Here is a 20,981-nt window from a genome sequence, read left to right on the forward strand (position 1 = left end):
GGTCGTAATATAAAATCGCTCAGTGGTTCCTGTCAACGGCAAAGCTGCTCAGTTGCAGCAGGCTGTTCTTGAACAGGCTGTCGGGCAAACCGGCAATCGCTTCCGATGCCCGGCGCGCTGCCTGTTCGGCCTGTGCCCGCGTGTAATCGAGCGCGCCGCTCGACGTTACGGCAGCCAGTACGGCGTCGAATTGTGCCTCGTCGCCTTGCTCGATGCAGCTGCGCACCAGTTCGCGCTGCTCTGGCGTGCCGTGTTCCATCAGCCAGATCAGGGGCAGGGTCGGTTTGCCTTCGCGCAGATCATCCCCCAGGTTCTTGCCGATCTCGGCGGCGTCGCCAGCGTAGTCGAGCACGTCGTCGATCAGCTGGAACGCGGTGCCCAGCGAGCGGCCGTATTCGCCGGCGGCGGCGATCTGGGCGTCATTCGCGCCGGCGATCAGCGCGCCGAGTTCGGCAGCGGCTTCGAACAGCTTGGCAGTCTTGGATCGGATCACGAGAAGGTAGCTCGCTTCGGTCACGTCCGGGTCGTGCATGTTCAGCAGTTGCAGGACTTCGCCTTCGGCAATCACGTTGGTGGCGTCGGACAGGATCTGCATGATGCGCATGCTGTCCAGGCCCACCATCATCTGGAACGCGCGCGAGTAGAGGAAGTCGCCGACCAGCACCGAGGCGGCGTTGCCGAACAGCGCGTTGGCGGTCTGGCGGCCTCGGCGCATCGACGATTCGTCGACGACGTCGTCATGCAGCAGCGTTGCGGTGTGAATGAATTCGACGACGGCGGCCAGCTCGTGGTGCGCGGTGCCCCGGTAGCCATAGGCATTGGCCAGCAGCAGCACCAGTACTGGACGGATGCGCTTGCCGCCGGCACTGATGATGTACTCGGCGATCTGGTTGACCAGCGTGACTTCGGAATGCAGCCGCTGGCGGATCACCGTGTTGACGGCCTCCATATCGGGCGCGATCGACTGGACGATGGTGTTCTGTTGGGCGTGTTGGGTAGCGGCTGACAAGGCTGACCTGCGTGAGCGTTGGGTTAACTATAAGAGTGAGGCGATTATACGTCATGGGAGGGCGAACCGTCGGGCTGAGAGGGGTGCGCCTGCGAGAGAGCGGGCGATGCAGCCATGGACGCCGCCCGATGCCGTGAAGCGATCGCCGAATGGTTTTGACGCACTGCACCGACTTATGTATAATCCTCTGTTCCCCGGCTTAAGATTAGTCCTGCGTGTCAAGCGCAGGTCGACGCGCCGAGGGGTTCTTTTAACATTTGATGAGGTTTCAAATCATGTACGCGGTCATAAAAACCGGTGGCAAGCAATACAAAGTTGTCGCTGGTGAAAAACTTAAAGTAGAACAGATACCGGCAGACATTGGTTCCGAACTCACGATCGATCAGGTCCTCGCCCTTGGCGAAGGCGAAAGCATCAAGTTTGGTGCTCCGCTGGTCGAAGGTGCAACGGTGCTGGTGAAAGTGGTTTCGCAGGGTCGCCACGACAAAGTGCGTATCTTCAAGATGCGTCGTCGTAAGCACTACCAGAAGCGTATGGGCCATCGCCAAAACTTCACCGAAATCCAGATCGTTTCGATCAACGGCTAATCCCGTTTCCGGTCCCCAGCAACGTCATCCAGGAGTAAATAAATGGCACACAAAAAAGGCGGCGGTACTACCCGCAACGGCCGTGACTCAGAAAGCAAGCGCCTCGGCGTGAAGATCTACGGCGGCCAGGCAGTCAACGCCGGCGGCATCATCATTCGTCAGCGCGGCACCCCAGTGCGCGCCGGCACCAATGTCGGTACGGGCAAGGATCACACCCTGTTCGCGCTGGTCACTGGCACCGTCAAGTTCGTCAAGCAAGGCGTCGGCTCGAAGCAATTCGTGACCGTCGTTGCTAACGAAGCAGCGGAAGCAGTCGCAGCGTAATAACGCACTCGCGCCGCTTTCGAGCGGCGCTTCTTTGCAAGGCGCAAGCCTTCCATCGAAAGGCTCTGCCCACGGTAGGGCCTTTTTTAGTTTTTAAGCGGTCACAATCATGAAGTTTATCGACGAAGCAAAAATTGAAGTCATCGGAGGCGACGGCGGCAACGGATGCGCCTCGTTCCGGCGCGAAAAGTTCCGCCCATTTGGCGGTCCCGACGGCGGCGATGGCGGCACGGGCAGCTCGATCTTTGTGGTTGCCGACCGCAACGTCAACACGCTGGTCGACTTTCGCTACTCGAAAGTCCACACCGGCAAGCACGGCGAACCGGGCCGCGGCTCGGATTGCTATGGCAAGGGCGCCGAAGACATCTATATGCGCATGCCGGTTGGCACGCTCATCATCGACGATGTCAATGGCGAAATCATTGCCGACCTGACCGAACACGGCCAGACCGAACTGCTCGCCAAAGGCGGCGAGGGCGGCTGGGGCAATATCCACTTTAAAAGTTCGACCAACCGCGCCCCGCGTCAAAAGACCGAAGGCAAGGAAGGCGAGCGTCGCACGTTGCGCCTGGAACTGAAAGTCCTGGCGGACGTGGGCCTCCTGGGCATGCCGAACGCCGGTAAATCGACCTTCATTACCGCCGTCTCGAACGCGCGTCCGAAGATCGCCGATTACCCGTTCACCACCTTGCACCCGAACCTGGGCGTGGTGCGCGTGTCGCACGAAAAGAGCTTTGTCGTGGCCGACATTCCGGGCCTGATCGAAGGCGCTGCCGAAGGTGCGGGCCTGGGTCACCAGTTCCTGCGTCACCTGGCGCGTACCGGCTTGCTGCTGCACATTGTCGACCTGTCGTCGTTCGAAGCGAACATCGATCCGGTCAAGGAAGCCAAGGCCCTGATCAAGGAACTCGAAAAGTACGACGAAGAGCTTCTGAACAAGCCGCGCTGGCTCGTGCTCAACAAGCTCGACATCCTGGACGAGGCCGAGCGCAAGAAGCGCGTCAAGGACATGATCAAGCGCCTGGCCTGGAAGGGCCCGGTGTTCGAGATTTCGGCGCTGAACCGCGAAGGTTGCCAGGAACTGATCAACGCGATCTACCTGCACCTGGAAGAGAAGCGTCATGCCGAGCACCGCGCCGAAGAAACCGCGATGACCGAAGAAGCGCGCGGGATTTCGTCGATCGATCCGGACGATCCACGCTTCAAGATCCTCGAAGACTGACCCTTGGCTGGTAGCGTTCCTCAGCCCGCCGCCTGGTCGCGCGCCTGGTTGCGTGGCCAGCTGTTGCAGCTGGTCGCCACCGTCAGCTCGCTGGCCTCGCTGGCGGCATTGCTCGATCCCGACCGTATTGCGTCGGCGATGGGCCTGTTTTTGGTTGGCGTAAATGGCTACAGCCAGTTTTATGCCATCTATGTGGGCGTCCGCCTCGCTACCGCGGGGTTGGCGCTATTGGCGGCCAGGAACGGCAATCAGCCGATCCTGGGCGACCTGACTGCCTTGTTCCTCCTGGCCCAGCCGGCCGGCCGCCTCGCCGCGGCCTTTGCGATCGGCTTGCCCACGGGGGTCTTATTCGCTGTCTGCGCGGTTGAACTGCTGGCAGGATGTGCCCTGCTCGCATTGCGCCCGCGGGGAAAATTCCTGTCGCCATGAACTCCGCCCTCCAACAAGCTTCCCGCATCATCGTCAAGGTTGGCTCCTCCCTCGTCACCGACGAGGGCAGGGGGCTGGACCATACCGCCATTGCCCGCTGGGCGTCCCAGATTGCCGCGCTGCGCGCCCTTGGCAAGGACGTGGTCCTGGTCAGCTCGGGCGCCATTGCCGAAGGCATGCTGCGCCTGGGCTTTACGAAGCGCCCCACTGATATCCATGAACTGCAGGCGTGCGCTGCCTGTGGTCAGATGGGCCTGGCGCAAATCTATGAAACGAGCTTTCGCGCGCACGGCGTGCAAACGGCCCAGGTGCTGCTCACGCATGCCGACCTGGCCGACCGCGAACGCTATCTGAACGCGCGCTCGACGCTGACCACCTTGCTGCGCCTGAACGTGGTGCCGATCATCAACGAGAACGATACCGTCGTCACCGACGAGATCAAGTTCGGCGACAACGATACGCTTGGTGCGCTCGTCGCCAACCTGATCGAGGCCGATGCGCTCGTCATCCTGACCGACCAGCCCGGCTTGTACTCGGCCGACCCGCGCAAGAACCCCGATGCGTGCCTGATCGCGCACGCCCAGGCCGGCGATGTGGCACTGGAAAGCATGGCAGGCGGCGCCGGCAGCAGCATCGGCAGCGGTGGCATGCTGACCAAGGTGCTGGCGGCCAAGCGCGCTGCGCGTTCCGGCGCGCACACCGTGATCGCCTGGGGGCGCGAGCCGGATGTTCTCACCCGCCTGGCGGGTGGCGAAGCGATCGGCACGCAGTTGCTGGCTCCGACCGGTCGCCTGACGGCGCGCCGCCAGTGGATGGTCGACCATCTGCACACGAGCGGCGAAGTCGTCATCGATGCCGGCGCGGCAGCCAAGCTCACGCGCGAGGGCAAGTCGCTCTTGCCGATCGGCGTCATCGCCGTCAAGGGCGAGTTCGGCCGTGGCCAGGTGGTCACTTGCGTGGACGAAGCGGGCAAGCCGCTGGCGCGCGGATTGACCAATTACGCGAGCAGCGAAGTGCGGCGCATCATGCGCCATTCGTCGACCGAGATCGAGCGCATCCTGGGCTTCGTCGAAGGGCCTGAGCTCATCCATCGCGACAATATGGTCTTGTTGTAGGCAGCGAGCACTAACCAACCGGCTGTTGCGCCAATCTGACGCAACAGCGAGTTTGTCTCCCAATTCGTCCAAAAATATTGCCGCAGAGATTCAAGCGTTACGCTTGGGGATACACTGCGCTTAAGCGCGTCATGCGTATATTCAGGATGTTCACCATGAACTTAAGTCGCAAATTACCACTGGGTTTTGCCGCCGTCACGCTGCTCGTCGCCTGCGCGGGCTTCTTTGGCATGGCGCAGATGAACAGCTCGGTCGATACCTACCGCCAGGCGGTCGCAACCGAAAGCCAGGCGCAGCAGGTGCAGGCGCTGCTGTCCCATTTCCGCAAACAGGTCCAGGAGTGGAAGAACACCCTGCTGCGTGGCAAACCGGACAGCGAACGCGTCAAGTACTGGAACGCGTTCCAGAAGAACGAGACGGAAGTCGCGCAACAGGTCAAGGCCTTGGTGGACGCCATGCCGGAAGGCGAGGTACGCACGCTGGTGGCGCAGTTCGGCGCGGCGCACGCGACCATGGGCGCGGACTTCCGGCGCGGCTACCAGGATTTCGAAGCGGCCGGTTTCGATGCCGCCGCTGGCGATATCGCGGTCAAGGGCAAGGACCGTGCCCCGGCCGAACTGCTGGTGCAGGCCGAGGAAAAGATGTCAGCCGTCAGCCTTGCCAGCGTGGCCCAGGCCGATGCGGTCGGCAAGCGGGCCACGCTGCTCAGCTATGGCCTGATGCTGCTGGGCGCCGTAGTGGCCGTCATCGCCGGCGTTCTGGTGTCGCGTTCGATCACGCGGCCGCTCGACGAAGCGGTCGAGGCAGCGCGCAGCGTCGCGGCGGGCGATCTGCGTACCGCGATCACGGTGCGCAGCAACGATGAAACGGGGCAACTCTTGACGGCGTTGAAGGAGATGTCGGCCAGCCTGCAGCGCATCGTGCTCGAAGTGCGTGGTGGGGCCGAGACCATTGCGGTAGCGTCCGGCGAAATCGCGCAGGGCAACCTCGATTTGTCGGCGCGCACCGAGCGCCAGGCCGGCGCGCTTGAAGAGACGGCGTCGTCGATGGAAGAATTGACCTCGACCGTCATCCAGAATGCCGACAATGCGCGCCAGGCCAGTGTGCTGGCCGTGTCGGCCTGCGATGTGGCGGTCAAGGGCGGCAAGGTGGTCGAGCAGGTGGTGGGCACGATGGCGTCGATCAGCGCGTCGTCGCGCAAGATTACCGACATCATCGGCGTCATCGACGGCATCGCGTTCCAGACCAATATCCTGGCGCTCAATGCAGCGGTCGAAGCGGCGCGCGCTGGCGAGCAGGGCCGTGGCTTTGCCGTCGTGGCTGGCGAAGTGCGCACCCTCGCGCAGCGTTCGGCGACAGCGGCAAAAGAAATCAAGGACCTGATCGGTGAATCGGTGGCCTGCGTGGAAACGGGCGACCGACTGGCCGGCGAAGCGGGCGTGACGATGGGCGAGATCCTGGCCAGCGTGCGCGGCGTGATGGACATCATCACCGAGATCAGCGCCGCCAGCAGCGAGCAGAGCCAGGGCATCTCGCAGGTCAACCAGGCCGTCACCGAAATGGATGTCACGACCCAGCAGAATGCGGCGCTGGTCGAGCAGGCCGCCGCCGCAGCGCAGTCCCTGCGCGAGCAGACAGTGGCGCTGACGGACGTGGTCAGCGTGTTCAAGGTCGAAGAGCCGGGCGGCGCCGTGGTGGCGCCCCGTACCAAACTGGCACTGGCTGCTTGACACGCACCGGGCGCGCGGTAAGATGCCCGCGCGCCCGTATTGCCGGGATGGGCCCGGCAACCGGTGGCGCACCTTGTGAGCCACCATCCGATGACGCCTCTTTCACCTTCCGCCGTGGTCCAGGCGCAGCTCGACGCCTACAACGCCAAAGATCTTGATGCACTGATGGCCACCTATGCGCCAGACGCCGCGCAATTCGCGCTGCATGGCGACCTGCTGGCGCGCGGTCACGAACAGATCCGGCCGCGCTACGAACAGCGTTTCCTTGAGCCGGACCTGCACGCGCGGCTGCTGTCGCGCACGGTGCTGGGCAACTTCGTCACCGACCTCGAAATCGTGACCCGCAATTTTCCGGAAGGTCAGGGCACGGTCGAGATGCTGTGCGTCTACGAAGTAGTTGAGGGACGTATTGTGCGCGCGTCGTTCGCGACTGGCGAGACCCGGATTTAACCTGCCGCAGGGATCGCGGCCTCGGCTGCCGTGGCCGCAGCAACAGCAGCCGGCTCGAGTACGCCGGCTGGCGCCGGTGTCTTGTCCCTGAACTCGCACAGGTCGGCAATCAGGCAGTTCCAGCATTTCGGCTTGCGCGCCACGCAGGTGTAGCGCCCGTGCAGGATCAGCCAGTGGTGGGCGTCGTGCAGGAATTCCTTCGGCACGAACTTCAGCAACTTCTGTTCGACGATGTCGACGTTCTTGCCCGGGGCGATTTTCGTGCGGTTCGAGACGCGGAAGATGTGCGTGTCGACTGCCATCGTCGGTTCGCCAAAGGCCGTATTCAGCACGACGTTCGCCGTCTTGCGGCCCACGCCCGGCAAGGCCTCGAGCGCTTCGCGCACGGGCGGCACTTCGCCGCCATGCTGATCGACCAGGATCTGGCAGGTGGCGATCACGTTCTTGGCCTTCGTGTTGTACAGGCCAATGGTCGCGATATAGGTCTTGAGCTCATCGATGCCCAGGTCGAGGATCGCCTGTGGCGTGTTCGCCACCGGGAACAAACGGCGCATGGCCTTGTTCACGCCGACATCGGTCGACTGGGCCGACAGCAGGACCGCGATCAGCAATTCGAACGGCGTCGAAAATTCGAGCTCGGTGGTGGGCGTCGGGTTGGCGGCGCGAAAGCGCGTGAAAATCTCGTAACGTTTGGCGGAATTCATGCAGGTCAGGTCGGGTCGGAATTGCCGGCGGCCTTCAGGCGCGCGCGTTCCATGGCGGCGGCGATGATCGCGCGCTTGCGCTCTTTTTCTGCCAGCTCTTCAGGGGTATTGGTTGCTTCGGCCGTGACTTCACGCAGTTTTTGCACGGCCTTGGCAGCCAGCCGCGCGTCGTTCTCGTCGCGTTCGCGGCGCAGGCGCGCTTCGCGGAAGTCGTGGCGGCTGCGCGCCGCATCGGCGGCCGGCTGGCTCCAGGCATCCCAGCCGGTGCGCTCGCCCGTGACCGGCACCATCGCGATGCAATCGACCGGGCAGGGCGCCACGCACAGGTCGCAGCCGGTGCACAGGCTCGGCAGGATCGTGTGCATCTGCTTGGCCGCGCCCAGGATCGCATCGACGGGACACGCCTGGATGCACAGCGTGCAGCCGATGCACAGCGCCTCGTCGATGAAGGCTACCGGGCGCGGGCGCTCGAGCCCGTTGGCCGGATTGATCGGGATCACGGCGCGGCCCGTCGCGGCGGCCAGGCGGCGCACGCCTTCCATGCCGCCGGGCGGGCACTGGTTGATGTCGGCTTCGCCGCTGGCGATCGCTTCCGCATACGGACGGCACGCGGGATAGCCGCACTTGGTGCACTGGGTCTGCGGCAGCAGGTCTTCGAGCTGATCGGCGAGGGGTTTGGTCACGGTGTGGCGGATCTGGTAAAGCCGACATTATCCGCCAAAATGCCGGCTGCTGCGATGAAACCCGGCGCGCCGGCATGGCGGCCAACTGGTGGATCACGTACGTGGTCAATCGAACAGAGGTGTGGGCCGTAACCTGCTGTACTATAAACCGATCCACCGACGAGGACTGACATGAACGAATTGATCGCCCCGTTGCTGTTTGCTGCCATTTTTTCTGCAGGCGACAACCTGCACACGCGCAACACCAAGGACAGCCATGCCACGGCGCCGCCCGAGCAAACCGAGGCGGCGCTGGCGCTGCCGTCCCTGTACCGCAGCGTGGAATCCAGCGGCGAATTGCGCCGTGGCGAGCGCTTACCTGCACGCTATCAGGCCGCCCAGTACGTGGTCGAGGACTGGCGCAAGCTGCGCCTGACCAAGCCACCGCGCGGGCACCAGTGGGTGCAGGCCGATCGCAGCTTCGCGCTGGTGGCCATCGCCACTGGCCGGGTCGAGCAGGTGGTGCTCGGGCGCTGAGCGTATCTAGAGCACAAAAAAAATGCCATGGCGCTTGCCATGGCATTGTTTATTCAGCGGTTACTTATTTGTTGCCGCGGATGAATTCCGTGATCTTCGGACACACGATCTCGCGCCAGCGGCGGCCAGAGAAGATGCCGTAGTGGCCGGCTTTTTCGACGACAAACGCGTGTTTCATCTCTGCCGGTACGCCACTGCACAGATCATGCGCAGCGCTGGTCTGGCCGATGCCCGAAATATCGTCCAGCTCGCCTTCGACAGTAAGCAATGCCACCGTTTTGATGTCCTGCGGGCGCACCAGATTGCCGCCGACGTTCCACGTGCCTTTTGGCAGGCTGAAGTCCTGGAACACGGTCTTGATCGTGTCCAGGTAGTACTCGGCGGGCATGTCGAGCACAGCATTGTATTCGTCGTAGAACTGGCGGTGCGATTCAGCCGAATCGTCGTCGCCCTGCACCAGGTGCTGGTAGAACTCGCGGTGGCTCTGGGCGTGGCGGCCCGGGTTCATCGCGATGAAACCGGCGTGCTGCAGGAAGCCCGGATACACCTTGCGGCCAAAGCCCGGGTAGTTGCCTGGCACGGAATAGATCACGGTGTTCTCGAACCACGAGAACGGCTTTTCGACGGCCAGGTCATTGACGGCGGTGGGCGATTTGCGCGGATCGATCGGGCCGCCCATCATCGTCATCGTCTTCGGCAGTTTGGCGTCGTTCTCGCTTGCCATCAGCGCAATCGCGGCCAGCACCGGCACGGTCGGCTGGCACACGGAGATCACGTGCACGTCCGGGCCCAGATGACGGATGAAGTCCTGGACGTAGAAGATGTAATTGTCGAGGTGGAACGGGCCATCGGACAGCGGCACCATGCGTGCGTCGGTCCAGTCGGTGACGAACACATCATGGTCGACCAGAAGCGCCTTGACCGTGTCGCGCAGCAGCGTGGCATGGTGGCCGGACAGCGGCGCGACCAGCAGCACAGTCGGTTGGGCGAGGGCGGCGATGCCGGCGTCGGACAAGTCCTTCTTGAAGTGCAGCAGGCTGCAGAACGGCTTTTCGAGCACGATCTCTTCGACGATGCCGACTTCTTCGCCCTTGATCGTGGTGGTCTTCAAGCCGAATGCCGGCTTCTGGTATTCCTTGCCCAGGCGGTACATCAGCTCGTATCCGGCGGCGATCCGCTGCGAAAACGGGGTGTGGGCAAACGGCGAGACGGGATTGGAAAACATCTTCGACGACGCCTCAGCCCACTGCATGAGTGGGGTCAGGAAGGAGCGTTGCATTTCGTGCAATTGGTAAAGCATAAATAAATCCTTCTATTAACTGCGCGCGCCGCAAAAGATTTGCGTTGAAGCTTCAACGATTATAGGGGATTTGCTTTTGGCTTGTGGAAACCTGAGCGGGCCTGACGCTGAAGCATGCTGCACTTGTAGCATATTTGCCCGTGCGCGCTTCGTTGGGCATCCCACATAAAACAAAACGCCCCGCGATGCGGGGCGTTTTAACGGGACGTTGTCGTTGCGATGTTACTGAACGACTGTTACCGGCTGTTTAGTCGAAGACTGGCGTCTCGACGCCCAGGATCTTGTGCAGCTTTGGCGACGTGGTCGTGTACTGCATGTGGATCTTCTTGTCCGGGAAGATGTAGGGTGCAGCGCCGAACGCAGCCAGTGCCGCTTCGTGGAAGCCCGACAGGATCAGCTTTTTCTTGCCCGGATAAGTGTTGATGTCGCCGACAGCGAAGATGCCCGGGACATTCGTCTCGAACTTTTCAGTATCGACCACCTTCAGCTGCTTGCGCTCGATGTCCAGGCCCCATTCGGCGATCGGGCCGAGTTTTGGCGACAGGCCGAAGAACACCAGCAGCATGTCCAGCGGGACGCGGCGGGTAACGCCGTCAGCGCCCGTGACCTTCACTTCGGTCAGCTTGCCGTCTTTTTCATCGAAGCCGGTGACCTGGCCGGTGATCAGCTGCATTTCGTATTCGTCGCACAGCGCCTTCATCTTGGCGACCGAGCTTGGCGCCGCGCGGAAGTCGTCACGGCGGTGCACCAGCACCACGGACTCTGCCTTGCCGACGAAGTTCAGCGCCCAGTCGAGCGCCGAGTCGCCGCCACCGCAGATGACGATGTTCTTGCCGTCGAAACGTGCCGGATCCTTGACACGGTAGAACAGCTGTTCGTTTTCGAACTTGTCGATCGCGTCGACCTTGATCGTGCGCGCCTGGAACGAACCGACGCCGGCAGCGATGAAGATGGTCTTGGTGATGAACTGGGTACCGGTCGACGTCTCGACATTGAACCGGTTGTCTTCACGGCGCTGCACGCCGGTGACTTCCTGGCCCAGGTGGAACGTTGGCTCGAACGGCTCGATCTGCTTGAGCAGGTTGTCGGTCAGTTCCTGGCCCGTGCAGACCGGCACGGCCGGAATGTCATAGATCGGCTTGTCCGGATACAGTTCCACGCATTGGCCGCCGACAGCTGGCAGCGAATCGATGACGTGGGCCTTGATTTCAAGCAGGCCCAGTTCGAAGACCTGGAACAGGCCGACCGGACCGGCGCCGATGATGACGGCATCGGTTTCGATGGCGCCGGCGAACGAACTGTTGGGAGTGATGCTGCCCGCTTCGTGGGTGGCACTGATAGTCATGCGCTTAAATCCTGTGATGTTTGAATGGTGAGGCGACGGCGGCCGGAGCCGCCACGCGTAACGCCCGCGGGACCGGCGCCGGCGCACAAGGGCCGGCGCGACGGCGACCTGACCGCCCGATCAGCGAACCAGTTGATCGAGCTTGTCCGTGACGTCTTTCCACTTGTCGGCCTCTGGCAGGGCGGCTTTCGTCTTGGTAATCGACGGCCAGAAACGCGACAGATCGGCATTGATCTTGATGAACTGCTGTTGATCGCCGGGCACGTCTTCTTCGGCAAAGATTGCATTCACGGGGCACTCGGCGACGCACACGGCGCAGTCGATGCACTCGTCGGGATCGATGGCGAGGAAATTCGGGCCTTCCCGGAAACAATCTACCGGGCATACATCGACGCAGTCGGTGTAACGACAGCTGATGCACGATTCGGTGACAACGTGGGTCATAACAGTCCTATCAGTTGGTGGGGTGTCGCATTGCCGGGCGCACGAGGGCCGGCCGGACAAGACAAAGCACTGTATTTTAGGGCAATTCGGGTTTTCTCACAAACTCGCTTATATACACAATGGACATAAGCAAATGACGAGCGGTACCGCACGGGCGTGCGGTTCGCGCACGCGTGCGGGCGTCAGGCAGCCTGGCGCAAGGGTACCAGCAGATTTTGCCATTCGCCGCCGCCGATAGCGGTGCGTGTGCTGACGCTCATGCTCATGCTCATGCGCGCAGTGGCGCGCCGGTGGCCGGGGCGGCCGTGGACGTGGGCAGGCTGGCGTCGACAGGGCTGGCGTGGCCGGATCCGGTGTGCCGGCGCGCCGCCATGTATGTGGCGCCATCGTATTCGGGCAATTGCATGGTGCCGCAGCAGGCGCGCCGGTCTTGCCGGGCGCCAGGCGCATCACACACGCAGGCGGCCAGCGGCGCGCCGGGCAGGTACACGTCTTCGGTTGCGCCAGCTGGCGATGCGCCGGTCTCGACCACTTCGCGCCGGCTGAACTGGTTGCGGATGAAGCCGCCATACGCAGCGGGTTTGCCGTCGGCCGCGACCGCCAGCAACATGCCGTTGACGACGTCGGCGAACGTGGCGGCGGCATCGGGCGCGCCGATCAGGGCGCGCAGCAGCACGCCGCCCAGGTAGGCCGCCACCCGGTGCAGCACGGCCGCGTCGTCTTCGCGCTCAGGGTTGCGTTCATGGGCGAACAGGTCGGCCAGCACGTCGTACACGGCGCCCGTAAACACCTGGGAAATGGCGTGCACCTGGGTGCCCACCTGGCTCAGGCGCAGGTCGTTGTCGGCATTGCGCAAGCCATTGCGATTGCCCAGCGCCAATCCGAACTGCTCGGCGACGTCGGCCAGGAAGGATGTGTCGTGCAGGTTGGCCTTGGTCTGGGCGACGATGGCTTCGCACTGGTCGAACTGCGACAAGGCCAGAAAGACGGCAGTGAGATCGCCAAATGATTCGTGCAGGCCGCCCGTCTGGGGCGGGGCGTCGGCCTGCAGCCAGCGCGGCTTGATGCCGTCGAGGATCGCGTGAGCAGTCTCGTGCGAGACGATATCGAACGAGCGGCAGGTAAACACGCGCCCGGCGGCGCCGGCGGGGACGAAGTCGCCGAACTTCAGGCAGCCCTGGCTGCGGCTGTAGAACGCGTTCATGATGTTGGGCAGGCCGTGCGGGAAGACGCGCAGCGGATTGGCGTCGATACTGCTGTTCCATTGCCATGGCAGCGGCATGGCAACGCCGGCCGCTGCCAGCACGCGCTGGTACATGGTCAGGGTCTGGCGCACGACGGCAAAGGTGTGCACGGCGTCGAACTGGGGCGTGTCGGCCTGGGTAACGAAGTCGCCGGAGGCGTTTGGTTCGACCTGCTCGATGCCGGGCACGCCGGGCGCGATGCGGGCGTCGCGCGGGCCGGCCAGCACGGCGCCGGGCAGATACGCCGTGCGGGTGCCGATGGCGCCGACCGACGGGTCTTGCTTCCACATCAGCACGCGGGCGCCGAAGGCATGCGGCAGCGGCTCGGCATCGACCGGCGGGCCGGGGTCGGGCTCGGCGCTGGCGGCAGCGCCATCGACCAAACGCGCCACGCGGCCAGGTTGACGAGCCCGTACACCGTGCGGCGCCTCGTGCGATTGCTTGGGGTGTATTTCCATGACGGCTCCTCGCGTAATGACGGCGTTCGCTTTCATGGTCGCCCGCCATGACGGGCACGCTTTGAGACGCGTCAATTGCGGCGTGACGAATGCATCAGTTCTAGCGAACTCTGGCATACGACCGCGTCAACTGGCATCATGGCGGATTGTTCGCAATATTTAGGAAGGAATGTCCCGATGGCGGAAATCAGCATCGTCCAGCAACACACCCTGAGCCCGGCTGCGGCGCGCACGGCGGCCGAGCAAGTGGCGCAGCGTATTGCGACCGAATATGGACTGGCATGCCAGTGGGATGGCGACGTGCTGCGCTTTGAGCGCAGTGGCGTGGAGGGGGCATTGACGCTGGAAGACCAGCAGGCGGCGATGCGGATCAACCTGGGATTCTTGATGGGCGCCTTTGCGCCGGCCATCGAGGCCAAGGTGGCGGAGAAGATGCGCAAGACCTTCGCCGCCTAGTACATTGATTCGTTGAATCAGCCTTTCAGCTCTTCGATCAGATCGATGTATTGCTGCTGGGCTTCTTCTTGCGACGTGCCGGCCAGACCGGCCCAGGCGTCGAACTTGGCGCGTGCCACGAAATCGGTCATGCCCGGACGCTCGCCGGTCGCATCGCCGCTCGAACCCTGCTTGTACAGCGCGTAAATCTTCAGCAAGGTCATATTGTCCGGACGCTCCGACAGATTCTTCGAATCGAGCTGGGCCTGGGTGAATTGTTCTTGGACGCTCATGGAAACTCCTGTGATGGTGGGTTGCAGTCTTGTCGCTTGGACAAGGCGGCAGGCATCTTAGCGCAGGAGGCGGGGGCGACCCGGGGATTGCGACGTACTTTAGAGGGGAACTTCAAATGCGGTGCAGTGCCTGCCATGACTCACCCGAGGGGGCGGTGCATGGCAGTGCAACGATGCTGCGGCTTAGACAGCCAGCAGGTCGACGTCGAAGACCAGGGTGGCGTTTGGCGGAATGACACCGCCGGCGCCGCGCGCGCCATAGCCCAGGGCTGCAGGAATGGTCAGGCGACGCGAGCCGCCGATTTTCATGCCTTGCACGCCTTCGTCCCAGCCGCGGATGACCTGGCCGGCGCCGAGTGCGAACTCGAACGGATCGCCACGGTCTTTGCTCGAATCGAACTTGGCGCCGAGGCTGCCGTCGTCGTTGCGCAGCCAGCCGGTGTAGTGCACGGTGACGTGCTGGCCAGCCTTGGCTTCGTCGCCGGTGCCGGTGACGAGTTCTTCGTATTGCAGGCCAGAATCGGTAGTGATGGTGGACATGGTCTTCCTTGTTGTTCAGATTGAATGACGATTGTAGTGCATGGGTCGGGAAACCGCCATTGTCCGGGCCAGCCGTGCGCCCGTTGCAGCCCGGCGCGCTCCCGTAGAATGTGCGCTCGACCTTCCCAACTGGAGTAGCCATGCCGCATGCCGACAGCGCGACCGTGATTCCGAGGACCGCCCCCATGAAGGGCGTCCTGCTTGCCTGGCGGCGCGCGCTGCGCTCGCAGTTCAGCGGGCGCATGCTGTTGCTGTCGCTGGTCCCGCTGCTGCTGTCGCTCACGCTGTGGGGCGTGGCAATGTGGCTGGGCCTGCAGCCGCTGCTCGACTGGCTGCACGGGCTGTTTACCGACTACGGCGGCTTCGATGCAAGCAACAGCATGCTGGGCATGCTCGGCCTGGGCATGCTCAAGGTGATGGTCGTGCCGCTGCTGGCGATTGCCTTGCTGCTGCCGCTGATGATTGCCTCGAGCCTGCTGTTCATGGGCATCGTTGCGATGCCGGCCATCGAGCGCCACGTGAGCGGCCGTCACTTCCCTGCGCTCGAGAAAAAGGAGGGCGGCTCGTTCATCGGCAGCCTGGCCATCAACGTCGGTAGTACGGCCGTGTTCGCGCTGTTGTGGCTCTTCACGCTGCCGCTGTATGCCATCCCGCCACTGGCCTGGCTGGTGCAGGCCGGCCTGTGGGCCTGGGTCACGTCGCGCGTGATGAGCTACGACGCACTGGCCGCGCACGCCAGTGGGGCCGAGCGCCAGGTGCTGATGCGCACTTGCCGTCCGGCGCTGCTGACGATCGGCCTGGTCTCGGGCCTGGCCGGTGCACTGCCCGGCATCGCGTGGATGGGCGGGGCAGTGATCTCGGTCGTGCTGTTCCCGGTGCTGGCGCTGGTGTCGCTGTGGCTGTACATCATGCTCTTTTTGTTTGCCGGGCTCTGGTTTCAGTACTACTGCCTGCAGGCACTGGCAGAGCTGCGCGCGCAGCACCTTCCAGCACATCCCGGCGCCGGCGCTTCCATCTGAATCAGCGATGCGCTGTGCACCGGCACCGTGCCGGGCGCGTTAACTGCCAGCATCGACCGTGCATACGGCGCTTGATGCGTTGCTGCCAACAGTCGTGACGCACAGGCATCGCTTGCAGTCATGCTATTTAACCAACCCGTTGTTTTTTTGCGAAAATATTCCGGTATAGGCCGATTTGTTAAACGGTATCTCGCGTCTATCTTATTGATGTGGTGGAATATTACCTATGGACGGGGCAATCTGGAGTGGGATTGCACTGCTGAAATTTGTGAACTAACAGACACCACAATCACTCGAACGGACCAGCAGCAATACAGATGGCGAGCAGGTTGGCGGGGGTTGCAAGCGTTTTGATTCGGACCGGTTAAGCCATCATGGAAAGTATTCGTCGCCTCGTGCGACCAAACAATGTATTCGGCAAGCGCGCCGCCACCTCGCGGAGCGAACCGACCATGGACGGCGCAGTTGCCGCGCCAGTCGTCGCCGCAGCGGGCGCTGCAGCGTCGGGGGCGTCTGCGTCCCCGTCCGCGCCGGATTCGGCGGGTGACGTTCCCCTGCACGATGCCTTCCCGCACCTGGCCGGCAACGGCTATGGCAGCGGCGGCGTACCGGGCGGCCCGTCCGGCGGGCCGGATGGCTCGCCACCAGCGCCGCGCAAGAGCCGCTGGAAGCTCTGGCTGGCGCTGATCGGCGTGCTCCTGCTCGCGATCGCGGCCGCCTGGGCCGTGATGGAAACCCGCACCTCGCGCCTGCAGGCGAAAATCTTCGCCGACATGGCCAGCGAACTCACGTTCCGCATGGCCGATGGCCCGAGCGATTCGATCCGCTTCCCGGCCGCCAGCCCGTATGACACCCGGCTCGGTTATGCCGGCCTGCCGAAATACCTCGAACGCCTGCAGACGCGCGATTACGCGATCGCGTCGCAGGCGCGCATCTCGCCGCAGATGGTCAAGATGGCCGATCTCGGCCTGTATGCCACCTACCACGAGAAAACCAAGGTCGGCCTCGAGATCCTCGATTGCCGCGCCCAGCCCCTGTTCACGTCGCGCTTCCCCGAGCGCTTCTACGACAAATTCGACGCCGCGCCGTCGCTGCTGGTGCAAAGCCTGCTGTTCATCGAAAACCGCGAACTGCTCGACGCAAGCCACCCGCGCCGCAATCCGGCCGTCGAATGGGACCGCTTCTCGAAAGCCGTGTTCGACAAGACGCTGGCCAGTGTCGGCCTGGGCGGCGACGGCCGCGTGGCCGGTGGCAGCACGCTGGCCACGCAGATCGAAAAATACCGGCACTCGGCCGAGGGCCGCACCGGCTCGCTGACCGACAAGATCATCCAGATGGCATCGGCCACGCTGCGCGCCTACCAGGACGGCGAAGACACCACCAATTCGCGCCGCCAGGTCGTGCTCGACTACCTGAACACGGTGCCGCTGTCGGCCAAGCCGGGTTACGGCGAAGTCAACGGTATCGGCGACGGCATGTGGGTCTGGTACGGCCGCGATTTCGCCAAGGTCAACGCGATGCTCAAGGGCCCGATGACGAGCCCGGATGCCGTGATGGCCTACAAAGAGGCGCTGTCGCTGATGATCGCCCAGCGCCGCCCGGCGTATTACCTCGGCGCCGGCGAGAGCGACCTGGAAACCCTGACCAACAGCCACCTGCGCGTGCTGTCGCAGCAGGGCGTGATTTCGCCGCAACTGCGCGACGCAGCCCTGAGCGCCAATCTGAAACCGGCGCTGCATACCGGCGTGGCGCCGCCACCGGCGGACGCGTTCGTCTCGCGCAAGGCAGCCAATGCGGTGCGCAACCACGTGGGTTACCTGATCGGCGACTCGCGCCTGTACAACGTCGACCGCCTCGACCTGTCGGTGGTCTCGACCCTCGACGGCAATGCCCAGCAAGCTGTCACGACCGCGCTGCGCAAGCTGTCCGATGCCGAACACGCGAAAGAAGCCGGCCTGACCGGCAAGGGTATGCTCGGCAATGGCGACCCGGCGCAAGTGGTCTACAGCTTCACGCTGATGGAGCGCGGCGAGCACGTCAACTACCTGCGCGTGCAGACCGATAACTACGACCAGCCACTGGACATCAACGAAGGCGCCAAGCTCGACCTGGGTTCAACGGCCAAGCTGCGCACGCTGGTGACGTACCTCGACATCGTCGACCAGCTGCACAAGCGCTTTGGCGCGATGGACAAGATCGGCCTGATGGGCGTCGAAGTCGATCCGAAAGACCGCATGTCGCTGTGGGGCCTTGAGTACTTCCGCACGCTGCCCGACGGCGCCGACCGTAGCCTCAAGCCCATGCTCGACGCTGCGATGGCACGCAAGTACTCGGCCAATCCGGGCGAGCGCTTCTTTACCGGTGGCGGCCTGCACACGTTCGGGAACTTCAGCAGGCTCGACGACAGCCGCATCATGGACGTGAACCAGGCGCTGCGCAGCTCGACCAACCTTGTGTTCGTGCGCATGATGCGCGACGTCGTGCGCTACTACATGTTCCAGTTGCCAGGCTCGTCCGCGCAACTGCTGGCCGACGCCGACGATCCACGCCGCGCCGCCTATCTGGCCCGCTTTGCCGACAACGAGGGCAAGGTCTTCATGGCCAAGTTCTGGAACAAGTACAAGGGCAAGACGCCGCAGGAAGTCGAGACGCTGCTGTTCTCCGGCGTGCGTCCGCTGGCCTCCAAGCTCGCGGCGGCTCACCGCACCGTGGTGCCGAACGCCACGCTGGCGCAGTTTGGCGCGTTCATCGATGCATCGGTCCCGGCCAGCAACGAGATCGATCCCGAACGCATCCCGAAACTGTACGAGACCTATGACCCACGGAATATGTCGCTGGCCGACCGCGGCTACGTGTCATCGGTGCACCCGCTCGAACTGTGGCTGGTGAGCTATCTGCGCACCCATCCAAAAGCGACCTGGTCCGAAGTGACGGCTGCAAGCGTCAAGGAGCGCCAGGAAGTCTACCAATGGCTGTTCAAGACGCACCGCAAGCACGCGCAGGACAACCGCATCGCCGGCCTGCTTGAGGTGGAAGCATTCCTGAAGATCCACGCGCAGTGGAAGAAGATGGGCTACCCGTTCGATTCGCTCGTGCCATCGTACGCGACCACGCTGGGCGCCTCGGCCGACCGGCCGGCCGCGCTGGCCGAGATGATGGGCATCATCGTCAACGGCGGCGTGCGCAAACCGATCGAGCGCATCGACTCGCTGCACTTTGCCGCGGCCACGCCGTACGAAACGCTCGTGCGCCGCAACAAGGGCGGTGGCAAGGAACAAGTGTTGGCGCCCGAAGTCGCGCGCGCCGTGGCGGACGCCATCCAGGGCGTCGTCTCGGACGGCACTGCCAAGCGCGTCAAGACCGCGTTCGTTCAGGCCGACGGCAGCATCATCGCCGTGGCCGGCAAGACCGGTACCGGCGACCAGCGCTTCGATGTGTATGCGCGTGGCGGCCGCCTGGTCGAGTCGCGCTACGTGAACCGGTCGGCGACGTTCGTGTTCAACATCGGCGAACGCTTCTACGGCAGCATGACGGCGTACGTGCACGGGCCGCAGTCCGAGAACTATGACTTCACCAGCGCGCTGCCGGTGCAACTGCTCGTCACGCTGGCGCCGAGCCTGATGCCGATGATCGAGCCGCCGGTCGCGCCGGCGCCCGTGCCCGGCCAGGCCATCGCCGCCGCGCCGCGGCAGTGCGTGCGTTGAGGCCAGGGCAGGATCCTCCGGGCGCGCCGGTCAAGGGGCTGCGCGCCCGCCTGCAGAACTTCAGCATCGTCTCGCTGCGCGACCTGGTCGTGGCCAGCGGGCCGACGATCCTGATGGTTGCGGCGGCCGTGATGCTCGCCTACTGGTGGGTCGACCCGGCGCCGCCGCGCACGCTCCGGCTGGCCACGGGCCAGGAAAATTCCGCCTACGAGCAATTTGGCAAGCAATATGCGAGCGTGCTGGCGCGCGACGACATCAAAGTCACGCTGCAGGGCACGCTCGGCTCGCAGGACAATCTGCAGCAATTGCTGGCCGGGCAGGCCGATGTCGCGTTCGTGCAAAGCGGCTCGACCGACGACAAGGTTGGCAACGCCGACAGCGTCGAGCGGCGCGGCCTGGTCTCGCTGGGCAGCCTGTTTACCGAACCGGTGTGGCTGTTTGTGCGCGCCGACGCAAATGTCACGCGGCTGCCCGATCTGCGCGGCAAGCGCATCAACCTGGGGCCGGAAGGCACCGGCGTGCCGCGCCTGGTGCGCCAGCTGCTCGACGCCAACAATATCGTGCCAGGCGCATTGACCATCAGCGACCTGGCCAATACGCCGGCCACCGTCGAATTGCTGGCCGGACGCATCGACGGCCTGGTCTTCAGTTCGGCGCCCGAAGCACCGCTGATCCAGATGCTGCTGCAAACGCCGGGCATCCGCCTGTTCGATTTTTCGCAGGCCGAGGCCTATACGCGGCGCCTGCCATTTTTGACGCACGTGGTGCTGCCGCGCGGGATCGTCGACCTGGGCCGCAACATCCCGAATCAGGATTACCACCTGATCGCGCCGACTGCCACGCTCGTCGCGCGCGAGGAAATCCATCCGGCGCTGGTGGGCCTCCTGGTCAAGGCGGCGACCGAGATCCACGGCGGCGCTGGCTGGTTCCAGCAGCAGGGCCAGTTCCCATCGCCGAAGTACACGGAAATCCCGGTTGCGCCCGAAGCGGCGCGCTACTACCGTGACGGCCCGCCATTCATGCAGCGTTATCTGCGGTTCTGGCTGGCCAACCTGGCCGAGCGGCTGTGGGTCGTGGTGGTGGCGCTGACGGCGCTGTTGATTCCGCTGTCCAAGATCGTGCCGCCGATTTACGTCTGGCGCGTACGCTCGCGCGTCTACCGCTGGTATGGCGAGCTGCGCGCGATCGAGCAATCGCTCGAGGAGAGCGGGGCGGACGCCACCGACGCGGTGCGCAAGGAATTGCTGGGCCGGCTGAACGGACTGGAAGACCGCGTCAATCACATTTCGGTGCCGCTCGCCTATGCGGACGAGTTGTACCGGCTGCGCAGTCACATCCACCTGGTGCGCGAGCGCGTGCGCGGCGTGCACGAAGAGCAGACAGCGCAGCCGTTGGCTTGAGCATGTCTTTTTGGAATTGACCGGGGAATC

21 protein-coding genes are annotated in these 20,981 nt (G+C 63.8%); 12 read left to right on the forward strand and 9 right to left on the reverse strand.

The genetic code is table 11. From position 1 onward, the window contains the following. Positions 1-19 precede the first annotated feature (19 nt). The gene (ispB, locus tag AC56LV_RS20465) at positions 20-1,009 is read right to left on the reverse strand and encodes an octaprenyl diphosphate synthase (protein WP_332530217.1); all 990 of its coding nucleotides are present in this window, start codon (positions 1,007-1,009) and stop codon (positions 20-22) included. 275 nt (positions 1,010-1,284) lie between these two features. Here ispB and rplU point away from each other — a divergent pair, with 275 nt between their 5' ends. The 7 genes from rplU to AC56LV_RS20500 all read left to right on the forward strand — a co-directional run bounded on the left by rplU (position 1,285) and on the right by AC56LV_RS20500 (position 6,866). Further along, positions 1,285-1,596 (forward strand): 50S ribosomal protein L21, encoded by a 312-nt coding sequence (rplU, locus tag AC56LV_RS20470; protein WP_183549341.1) that lies wholly within the window; start codon positions 1,285-1,287, stop codon positions 1,594-1,596. A gap of 42 nt (positions 1,597-1,638) precedes the next feature. Continuing rightward, positions 1,639-1,920: a 50S ribosomal protein L27 gene (rpmA, locus tag AC56LV_RS20475; protein WP_332530218.1), complete on the forward strand. Its 282-nt coding sequence runs from the start codon at positions 1,639-1,641 to the stop codon at positions 1,918-1,920. 109 nt (positions 1,921-2,029) lie between these two features. Beyond that, complete coding sequence (gene cgtA / locus AC56LV_RS20480; protein WP_499560265.1) at positions 2,030-3,142, forward strand: Obg family GTPase CgtA; 1,113 nt, start codon at positions 2,030-2,032, stop codon at positions 3,140-3,142. A 3-nt stretch (positions 3,143-3,145) separates the two neighbouring features. Then, a complete protein-coding gene (locus tag AC56LV_RS20485) occupies positions 3,146-3,571 on the forward strand; it encodes a hypothetical protein (RefSeq protein WP_499560267.1) in 426 nt (141 codons plus the stop codon). Further along, the gene (proB, locus tag AC56LV_RS20490) at positions 3,568-4,686 is read left to right on the forward strand and encodes a glutamate 5-kinase (RefSeq protein ID WP_499560269.1); all 1,119 of its coding nucleotides are present in this window, start codon (positions 3,568-3,570) and stop codon (positions 4,684-4,686) included. The genes AC56LV_RS20485 and proB overlap by 4 nt, the downstream gene beginning before the upstream one ends. A gap of 155 nt (positions 4,687-4,841) precedes the next feature. Continuing rightward, positions 4,842-6,416: a methyl-accepting chemotaxis protein gene (locus AC56LV_RS20495; RefSeq protein ID WP_499560271.1), complete on the forward strand. Its 1,575-nt coding sequence runs from the start codon at positions 4,842-4,844 to the stop codon at positions 6,414-6,416. A gap of 90 nt (positions 6,417-6,506) precedes the next feature. Next, positions 6,507-6,866 (forward strand): nuclear transport factor 2 family protein, encoded by a 360-nt coding sequence (locus AC56LV_RS20500; protein WP_499560273.1) that lies wholly within the window; start codon positions 6,507-6,509, stop codon positions 6,864-6,866. Here AC56LV_RS20500 and nth read toward each other — a convergent pair. Both nth and rsxB read right to left on the reverse strand, forming a co-directional pair. Beyond that, positions 6,863-7,570, reverse strand: a complete 708-nt coding sequence (gene nth, locus AC56LV_RS20505) for an endonuclease III (RefSeq protein WP_499560275.1) — start codon at positions 7,568-7,570, stop codon at positions 6,863-6,865. The two genes, AC56LV_RS20500 and nth, sit on opposite strands and share 4 nt — an antisense overlap. Positions 7,571-7,575: 5 nt before the next feature. Then, positions 7,576-8,253, reverse strand: coding sequence for an electron transport complex subunit RsxB (gene rsxB / locus AC56LV_RS20510; protein ID WP_499560277.1), 678 nt, complete (start codon positions 8,251-8,253; stop codon positions 7,576-7,578). 171 nt (positions 8,254-8,424) lie between these two features. On the opposite strand from rsxB, the gene AC56LV_RS20515 reads away from it, so the two are divergent. Continuing rightward, positions 8,425-8,769, forward strand: coding sequence for an RcnB family protein (locus tag AC56LV_RS20515; RefSeq protein WP_499560279.1), 345 nt, complete (start codon positions 8,425-8,427; stop codon positions 8,767-8,769). 64 nt (positions 8,770-8,833) lie between these two features. Here the strand turns inward: AC56LV_RS20515 and AC56LV_RS20520 are convergent, their stop codons facing one another. The 4 genes from AC56LV_RS20520 to AC56LV_RS20535 all read right to left on the reverse strand — a co-directional run bounded on the left by AC56LV_RS20520 (position 8,834) and on the right by AC56LV_RS20535 (position 13,560). Continuing rightward, positions 8,834-10,069, reverse strand: a complete 1,236-nt coding sequence (locus AC56LV_RS20520; protein ID WP_499560281.1) for a polyhydroxyalkanoate depolymerase — start codon at positions 10,067-10,069, stop codon at positions 8,834-8,836. A gap of 247 nt (positions 10,070-10,316) precedes the next feature. Further along, positions 10,317-11,414: an NAD(P)/FAD-dependent oxidoreductase gene (locus AC56LV_RS20525; protein ID WP_499560283.1), complete on the reverse strand. Its 1,098-nt coding sequence runs from the start codon at positions 11,412-11,414 to the stop codon at positions 10,317-10,319. Positions 11,415-11,534: 120 nt separating this feature from the next. Next, positions 11,535-11,858 (reverse strand): ferredoxin FdxA, encoded by a 324-nt coding sequence (gene fdxA, locus AC56LV_RS20530; RefSeq protein WP_183549368.1) that lies wholly within the window; start codon positions 11,856-11,858, stop codon positions 11,535-11,537. A gap of 268 nt (positions 11,859-12,126) precedes the next feature. Beyond that, positions 12,127-13,560: a hypothetical protein gene (locus AC56LV_RS20535; RefSeq protein ID WP_499560284.1), complete on the reverse strand. Its 1,434-nt coding sequence runs from the start codon at positions 13,558-13,560 to the stop codon at positions 12,127-12,129. Between the two features lie 177 nt (positions 13,561-13,737). Between AC56LV_RS20535 and AC56LV_RS20540 the strand changes: the two genes are divergently transcribed. Next, positions 13,738-14,016, forward strand: a complete 279-nt coding sequence (locus AC56LV_RS20540; protein WP_183549374.1) for a polyhydroxyalkanoic acid system family protein — start codon at positions 13,738-13,740, stop codon at positions 14,014-14,016. Between the two features lie 17 nt (positions 14,017-14,033). Here the strand turns inward: AC56LV_RS20540 and AC56LV_RS20545 are convergent, their stop codons facing one another. Together AC56LV_RS20545 and AC56LV_RS20550 are read right to left on the reverse strand one after the other, a co-directional pair. After that, on the reverse strand, positions 14,034-14,288 hold the full coding sequence (locus tag AC56LV_RS20545; protein WP_183549378.1) for an acyl-CoA-binding protein: 255 nt from the start codon (positions 14,286-14,288) through the stop codon (positions 14,034-14,036). Positions 14,289-14,471: 183 nt separating this feature from the next. Continuing rightward, positions 14,472-14,828: an FKBP-type peptidyl-prolyl cis-trans isomerase gene (locus tag AC56LV_RS20550; RefSeq protein ID WP_499560286.1), complete on the reverse strand. Its 357-nt coding sequence runs from the start codon at positions 14,826-14,828 to the stop codon at positions 14,472-14,474. 140 nt (positions 14,829-14,968) lie between these two features. Here AC56LV_RS20550 and AC56LV_RS20555 point away from each other — a divergent pair, with 140 nt between their 5' ends. The 3 genes from AC56LV_RS20555 (at position 14,969) to AC56LV_RS20565 (ending at position 20,951) form a co-directional block, all read left to right on the forward strand. Continuing rightward, positions 14,969-15,847, forward strand: coding sequence for an EI24 domain-containing protein (locus tag AC56LV_RS20555; RefSeq protein ID WP_499560288.1), 879 nt, complete (start codon positions 14,969-14,971; stop codon positions 15,845-15,847). A gap of 374 nt (positions 15,848-16,221) precedes the next feature. Continuing rightward, complete coding sequence (locus AC56LV_RS20560) at positions 16,222-19,551, forward strand: transglycosylase domain-containing protein (protein WP_499560290.1); 3,330 nt, start codon at positions 16,222-16,224, stop codon at positions 19,549-19,551. After that, complete coding sequence (locus AC56LV_RS20565; protein WP_499560291.1) at positions 19,548-20,951, forward strand: TAXI family TRAP transporter solute-binding subunit; 1,404 nt, start codon at positions 19,548-19,550, stop codon at positions 20,949-20,951. Before AC56LV_RS20560 ends, AC56LV_RS20565 begins: the two co-directional genes overlap by 4 nt. Positions 20,952-20,981 lie beyond the last annotated feature (30 nt).

The sequence above is a fragment of the Telluria sp. RB2R28 genome (assembly GCF_059685835.1).